5 protein-coding genes are annotated in these 4,667 nt (G+C 68.9%); all 5 read right to left on the bottom strand.

The features are described 5' to 3' along the window. Window positions 1-328: 328 nt before the first annotated feature. Entirely contained in the window at window positions 329-1,027 is a 699-nt protein-coding gene (locus ACTJK8_RS32095; RefSeq protein ID WP_012329789.1) for a glutathione S-transferase family protein, read from the bottom strand. A 461-nt stretch (window positions 1,028-1,488) separates the two neighbouring features. After that, window positions 1,489-2,019: an AAA family ATPase gene (locus ACTJK8_RS32090; RefSeq protein WP_440763186.1), complete on the bottom strand. Its 531-nt coding sequence runs from the start codon at window positions 2,017-2,019 to the stop codon at window positions 1,489-1,491. An 11-nt stretch (window positions 2,020-2,030) separates the two neighbouring features. Then, window positions 2,031-2,996: a DUF6925 family protein gene (locus ACTJK8_RS32085; RefSeq protein WP_440763185.1), complete on the bottom strand. Its 966-nt coding sequence runs from the start codon at window positions 2,994-2,996 to the stop codon at window positions 2,031-2,033. Continuing rightward, complete coding sequence (locus ACTJK8_RS32080) at window positions 2,974-3,789, bottom strand: ABC transporter ATP-binding protein (protein ID WP_440763184.1); 816 nt, start codon at window positions 3,787-3,789, stop codon at window positions 2,974-2,976. Before ACTJK8_RS32080 ends, ACTJK8_RS32085 begins: the two co-directional genes overlap by 23 nt. Continuing rightward, the coding region (locus ACTJK8_RS32075) for a FecCD family ABC transporter permease (protein ID WP_440763183.1) at window positions 3,786-4,667 on the bottom strand (882 nt) is incomplete at its 5' end. The genes ACTJK8_RS32075 and ACTJK8_RS32080, both read right to left, overlap by 4 nt.

The raw sequence follows: 4,667 nt of genomic DNA, 5'->3' as shown, positions 1-4,667 counted from the left end.
CGACCCAACCCAGCCGCCGGAAGCGGTGCCGGCGTTCCCCCGAAGCAGACGTTCGTCAGCCATCCGGCAACACCAGCTTGGGGTGGATCTCCGCCGGTCCACTGCCGGGCGACGATGCACGAAAGCGGACGTTTTCGGCGCGACCTGGGGCGAAGCCTGGTGCACAGGCCCCGCTCCACCGCCGATATTCGCAATCGCGCGATATACTCCGTGAGGGCTCCCGTCGCGCTGAAGACAGCACGGTTGTGCGCGGCCCTGCGCCCCTATGTCGGGAGCCGGGCGAAGCGAGCGGCGTGTTGCGCAGTCGCTCCGCCAGACCTCGTGCCGATCAGGCGGTCTGAAGCGCGCTCAGTTCCTGAAGGCCGCCGCCATCCGCATAAGCGAGGCGGAAGCTCGGGCGCGCCTTCCAGCGCTGCCAGAACTGGTCGAGCTGCTCGTAGCGCTCATCCAGCGGGGTCGCGACCGGACCAAACTTCGAGAACGCGATCGCCGTGCACAGCGTGATGTCGGCGAAGGTCGGGTGCGCGCCACCGAGCATCCAGTCCCGCCCATCCGACAGATGCCGGTCGACGAGGCTGGCATGGGAGAGCGCCTCCTTGCGGCAATGCTCGCCCCATTGCGGGTTGCTAGTTAGTTCCAGCTTCGGCCCAAGGCCCTGATGGAGCACGTGGAATAGCGTCGTGAGCCTGTACAGGATCTGCACCCAGATCCGGTCGTTCCACATCACGTCCTGTGCCTGCTCCAATGCGCCTTCGCCCAGAATTTTGCGGCCCGGGAAGCTCTCGTCGAGGTAGCGCGCGATCGCGACGCTCTCGGCTAGATAACCACCGCCCGGCAGCTCAAGAGTCGGGGTCTCGCCCCAGGGATTGCGCTTGAGATGTTGCCAACCGCGCTGCTCGCCGCCCGGAGCCATGTCGAGCACACGCTCCTCGACATGCTGCGCGATACCCTTCTCGTGCATGAGCAGGCGCACCCGCTGTGGGTTCGGGAAGGCTGACGGCGAGGTGTAGAGGGTAAGCTTGTCCATGATTCCTCAGCAGAGCGGGCTTTCGATGTCGCCACAGGTAGGGTTGGTCCCGAGCGGCAACAGAGGGACGTAGACGTTGGCTTCGTGCCTGCTTCTACCTTGCGCCGAGGGTACCGGAGGTCCAGCGAACGACCGCTCTGGAGAACCGCAAACGACTTTTCCAGCGGCTGGCTTGGGTCGCGAGCGGGCACGGAGGCGATGTCCACTTCAATCAATCACTGCCCGAGAGCGAATTTTCGCAAAACCACCCTGAGCGGCCGTCCTGCTTCCGACCCAACACAGTCACTCACGCGCGGCTGCCCGGATCTCGAAAGCAGACACATGTTTCGTTGCTACAATGGCGACGATGCGCCTTTGGTCACCACTTGGCCGGGCCCGACAGTATCCCAAAGGCAGATGTCGAAGGGGACACCTTCGCGACAGCGTGGTGGCCGCTTTGCAGCTCACACGGTGGGCATGTTTCAAGGCTCGACGAACTCGACTTGAGCATAAGGGAGCGCACGCCACCAAGCGTCTGGCGCGTGGAAGGCATCGTAGGCCAACCGCAGGACGGTCTCTGGCTGCCGATGCGACGGATCGATCCTGCCGCGCTCCTCGTTGCGGGCGAGGAGCATTTCCCAGGACAGGTCGAACACCTTCCACTCGACCGACAAGCCGTATCGCTCGATGACCTGAAGCTCGGCCTCGAACACCTCCCGGGTCAGGTGGGTGTCGGCCATCACCACGCTAAACCCTGCCGCCAGGGACGCATCCAGAGCGGCGACCTTCACGTTATGAAGGAGCCCGCGCGCCTCCTCGTCCCAACCTATCCGGCGCACCTGCCAGTAGACTTGACGGTTCGGCGGCCAGAATGTTTGGCGCAGGTCGTCCAGGGTGAGGTGCACCCAGCCCTGCAGCGGGTCGTAGCGGCGCGCGTAGGTCGTCTTGCCCGCGCCCGGGCATCCGATCAGCCCCACCACCCTCTGCCGGCGCGGGTTTGCCTCAGCGTCCATGGAGCGCGGGATCAGCCATTATGGGCGGCGTCCTCGTCCTCGTCGAGTTCGGGGTCAGCCTCGACGGTCTCGCCCCGAAGGTAGCGCGACTGGACCTCGGCGACACGGCGGGCAGCCTGCGCGTGGCGGTTCGACACGAGGCTGTCCGGGCCGAGGTCCTCGCCGCGCTTGGCCGCGAGCAAGTCAGGATCACCCCACCGGTCGAGGAGGGTCTGGAAGGCGTCGTGCCGGGCCACGTCGAAGGCGATCCGCTGGCCCATCATGTCTTTGTAGGGGTGAGCCGGATGAATGCCGACACAGGGGACCCAGCCCGCCGGGATCGGGGTGGTTGCCGCATGAGTGCGGCCGCTGCGCAGAAGCTTGGGCAAGACGTGGGTGTGAGGTCCCTCCGGGCTGGTGCCGCCAGAGCCCGGGATCGGGGCATAGACCTCGATGCGGCCGATCCGGGCGAGGAACACCCGGTGGGGGCTCAGCGCCACGAGTTGGCGGCCGATGGGGCTCGAAGGGGCGAACAGGGGAAGCCCGACACCGGACCGCAGGCAGGCGATGGCTTCTGGATCGCTCGTGCGCACGCAGGCATCGACCGCCAAGAGACCAAGGCCCAGGTCGAACAAGATGGCATCGCGGTCTCGTTCGCGGGCGGCGTCCCGGTCCGGGCCGAGCTCCGTCACCACGCTGCGCCGGTTCATCGCGCAACTGGCCTCGGGCAGGCACAGGGCGACGGCGTGGTTCCAGCCGGACGCGACGGCGGTCTCATAGGCCACCGGGCGCGAGTCGGGACTGGGAACGAGCGCGATGGCGCCCCGCTCCGTCGCCAAGCCCATTCGCCCGTCCGGCAGCGGCGACGTGGGCTCGTCGGGGTCGCGCATGAACTCGGCGATGGCCCCGAAGCTGCCGAGGCTCCACGCGGTGCCGGGATCCGCCAACGCCTCGTACAGTAGGGTCGTGACCGCGTCAGCCCGAGATGGTGACGTCATCGCGTTCCTCCGTCTGAGCCCCGGACCGCGCCCAGGGCAGGATGTATCGTGTTCCGTCCGAAGCCCAGCCCCGCTCGGCCGTGACCCCGAACGCCTTGGCAAGCAGGACGTCGGTCAGGGCTTCCTCCGGGGTACCGTCGGCCACGAGGCGGCCACCCGCCAGCACGACGATGCGGTCGCAGAACCGGGCCGCGAGCGTCAGGTCGTGCAGCACGGCGACGACACCGCTTCCGTCCCGCGCGGTGGCCCGGAGCAGCGACATGGCGTCGATCTGGTGGGCCGGGTCGAGAGCCGTGACCGGCTCGTCGACGAGAAGCCAAGGTGCCTCAACCGCGAGCGCCCGGGCGAGCAGCGCGCGCATGCGCTCGCCCGAAGAGAGGGTCGGCTCGGCTCGGTCAGCGAGTTGGAGGACGTCGGTGCGCACCATCGCCCGTGCGACCGCGGCATCGTCGGCCTCGGCGGGAGATGCGAAGGCCCGGCGGTACGGCAGCCGGCCGAGGGCCACGATCTCGCGAACCGTCATCGGCCAGCCGACCCCCGCACCCTGGAACAGGGCGGCGACGCGACGGGCCCGCTCCTCGCGGCCCATGCCGGCTAGCGGACGGGCTTCCAGGATGACCCGCCCCCGGTTCGGGGTGATCAGCCCCGCCAGGACGCGAAGGAGCGTGGTCTTGCCGGCTCCGTTCGGGCCGACCAGCCCGACGAAGCGGCCCGGCTGAAAGGTCAGATCGATGTCCGAGAGGATGGCCCGGCCATCCAACGTCACCTGGGCGTCGTGCAGGCCGAGGCTCATGCCCGCTTCCCGCGACTGCGCAGGAGCAGCACGATCAGGAATGGCGCCCCGACCAGCGCCGTCACCACGCCGAGCTTGAGTTCCGGCCGGGTGGCGAGCAGGCGCACGCCGATATCTGCCGTAAGGACCAGGACCGCCCCCGCGAGGCCGCTCGGCAGCAGGCAGGCGCCGGGGCGGGCGCCGACGAGCGGCCGCATCAGGTGCGGCACGACGAGGCCGACGAAGCCGATGGCGCCGGAAACCGCGACCCCGCTGCCGACGGCCAGGGCCGCACCGGTGACGAGACGCAGGCGCACGGAGACCAGGCCGACCCCAAGGCTCGCGGCGGTGTCCTCACCGAGCGTCAGGGCGTCGAGGGCGGAGCCGGTCGACAGCATAAGGGCCCAGCCGACAACCATTAGCGGTAGGCACAGGAGCACGTGGTCCAGGCTGCGGTCGCTGAGCGAGCCCATCAGCCAGAACACGATCTCCAGGGCCGCATAGGGGTTCGGCGACAGGTTCAGTGCCAGCGCGGTCAGCGCCCCGGCCAGGCTGGACAGGCCGACTCCCGCGAGGATCAACCCGAGGGTGCTGCTGCCGCGGGCGGCGAGCGCGTTCAGGAGGAGTGCGGCAATACCGGCACCGGCGATGCCGCCGAGCGGCAGGGCAAGGCTCATGGAAGCGGCGAAACCGCCGTAGAAGACGATGACGGCACCGAGCGCCGCCGCGGAGGAGATGCCGAGGATGCCGGGGTCCGCGAGCGGGTTGCGCAAGTAGCCCTGCATCGCGGCGCCGGTCAGGCCGAGGCTGAAGCCGACCAGCACTCCGAGCAGGGCGCGCGGGATGCGAAGCTCCCACAGGACCAGGGCCGGCAGCGTCGTGCGACCGGCGACGAGGTC

Origin of the sequence: Methylobacterium sp. 22177 (genome assembly GCF_052045615.1) — a bacterium.
Lineage (GTDB): Bacteria > Pseudomonadota > Alphaproteobacteria > Rhizobiales > Beijerinckiaceae > Methylobacterium > Methylobacterium radiotolerans.
This window is presented reverse-complemented; position numbering and strand designations above follow the sequence as displayed.

Coding starts and splice junctions, on each gene's coding strand:
- ACTJK8_RS32095 (WP_012329789.1), bottom strand. CDS start 1,027: ATGGACAAGCTTACCCTCTACACCTCGCCGTCAGCCTTCCCGAACCCA.
- ACTJK8_RS32090 (WP_440763186.1), bottom strand. CDS start 2,019: ATGGACGCTGAGGCAAACCCGCGCCGGCAGAGGGTGGTGGGGCTGATC.
- ACTJK8_RS32085 (WP_440763185.1), bottom strand. CDS start 2,996: ATGACGTCACCATCTCGGGCTGACGCGGTCACGACCCTACTGTACGAG.
- ACTJK8_RS32080 (WP_440763184.1), bottom strand. CDS start 3,789: ATGAGCCTCGGCCTGCACGACGCCCAGGTGACGTTGGATGGCCGGGCC.